This window comes from Flavobacterium sp. P1_E4 (assembly GCF_056405915.1).
In genome coordinates, this window is sequence record NZ_JBFUBE010000064.1 from 1 (window position 1) to 1,498 (window position 1,498).

Here is a 1,498-nt window from a genome sequence, read left to right on the forward strand (position 1 = left end):
TCACCCTACAAGGCAAAAGTCTTGTTTTTAATAAAAGTGATCTATTTAAAGCTAAATGCAAGGCACAATTTTTATCCGATAAAATTAGTAGCTTAAAAAAAGAGCCTTCTCAGAAGGCTTTATTTGAATTGTAGGATTGTAAAATTTGAAGATTTTGAGAAAAAAAAGAGGTTTTTTCACAGCCTGACGTTCTCGCGCTACAAGCAGTTTGGGATTAAATTAAGCCTTATCTTCGGATTTGCCAAATCTTCCAAATACAAACTAATTTTTCCATTAAGCCAAATGCCCAAATTGCTTGTAGCGTGTGTTGTATGCCGTTTTTTTTAAACTAAGTTGTTATTAATAGCATAAATTTTACCTTTTTCCAATAGAATTATATCTCGGTCTTTATCTAAACTGATATATCCTAATTCTACAGCTTTATTAATAAAAATGTCTAACATTATCCTTGAAGTTTTTGTTGATTGAAATAGACTGCTATATAAAATATAATTATCAGTATTACTTTGAAATAGTCTAATAATATCATTCATAAGTTCCAATACGCCATCGTGGACTTTTAATTCTTGAATGTTTTGATTATTTTTAAATGGATTATTACCAACTTTTGGTTTTATATACAATGGACTTTTGTGAATTGTTCTAATTAATTCATCAAAACTGAATTCGTAATCGTCTTTTTTTGAAAAATTTAAATATAATTTTGTTTTTAGAAAGGTTGGAACTAAATTTCCACTTTCTTGTTTTATAATTGGGATGATTTTATTTTCATCTATATTAGATAGTAAATTGGATGTAATAATCATTTTTTCATATCCAACGCCACCTTTTCCACTATTAGCTTTTAAGACATAATTTTCTGAACAAATCATTATAATAGAATCGGAATTTTCTAAATTTTTTTCCATAAAATGAGGTAAATCATCTCCTGGTTTTAGTTCCCATTGGTCTATTATAGCATCAATTCCATTGTTTCTCATTCTTATTGCTAAATCTAAAACCCATTTTTTATGTTCTAATGAGTCGTGAGAATATGAGATAAAAACTTTTGGGATATTCATAGTTTATTTAGATTAGTGTTTTTAATTTTTCGTTCATTATTCTAATTTCTTCTAAAGTTTTTTTATGATTTTCAACTAAAACATTCTTTGTTTCAATATCGGAAACTGTATTCAATAAATCTGAAATTTGTTTAGCTCTTTCTTTAGCACTTTTTATTAATAATTCTAATAGTTCTTTTTCTGTCATAATATGGTTAATTACGTTTTTTTCAAAATGGCATACAACGTCAGTCTGTGAAAAAACCTCCGTTTGTATATCACCAAATATAACAAAAAAGTTGTGTCAAAACAGGAATTTTCGTATTTTTAAGAATGCAGCATATCACAGGAATTTCCCGTCATCAGATGCGTTTTTCTAGTTTAGAAGACGCTATAAGTCCCGATAATCAAGTTCGTTTTATAGATGCTTTTGTGGAATTTATTGACCTCACCAAGCT

2 protein-coding genes are annotated in these 1,498 nt (G+C 27.8%); both read right to left on the bottom strand.

Features of this window, described 5'->3' with window-relative positions; translation table 11 throughout:
- Positions 1–323: 323 nt before the first annotated feature.
- Complete coding sequence (locus AC1DY0_RS18980; protein ID WP_477190143.1) at positions 324–1,061, bottom strand: toll/interleukin-1 receptor domain-containing protein; 738 nt, start codon at positions 1,059–1,061, stop codon at positions 324–326.
- A 7-nt stretch (positions 1,062–1,068) separates the two neighbouring features.
- Positions 1,069–1,248, bottom strand: a complete 180-nt coding sequence (locus AC1DY0_RS18985; protein WP_477190144.1) for a hypothetical protein — start codon at positions 1,246–1,248, stop codon at positions 1,069–1,071.
- Positions 1,249–1,498 lie beyond the last annotated feature (250 nt).

What these genes read in the sequence shown, in the direction of transcription:
- AC1DY0_RS18980 (WP_477190143.1), bottom strand. Translation starts at nt 1,061, where the DNA reads ATGAATATCCCAAAAGTTTTTATCTCATATTCTCACGACTCATTAGAA.
- AC1DY0_RS18985 (WP_477190144.1), bottom strand. Translation starts at nt 1,248, where the DNA reads ATGACAGAAAAAGAACTATTAGAATTATTAATAAAAAGTGCTAAAGAA.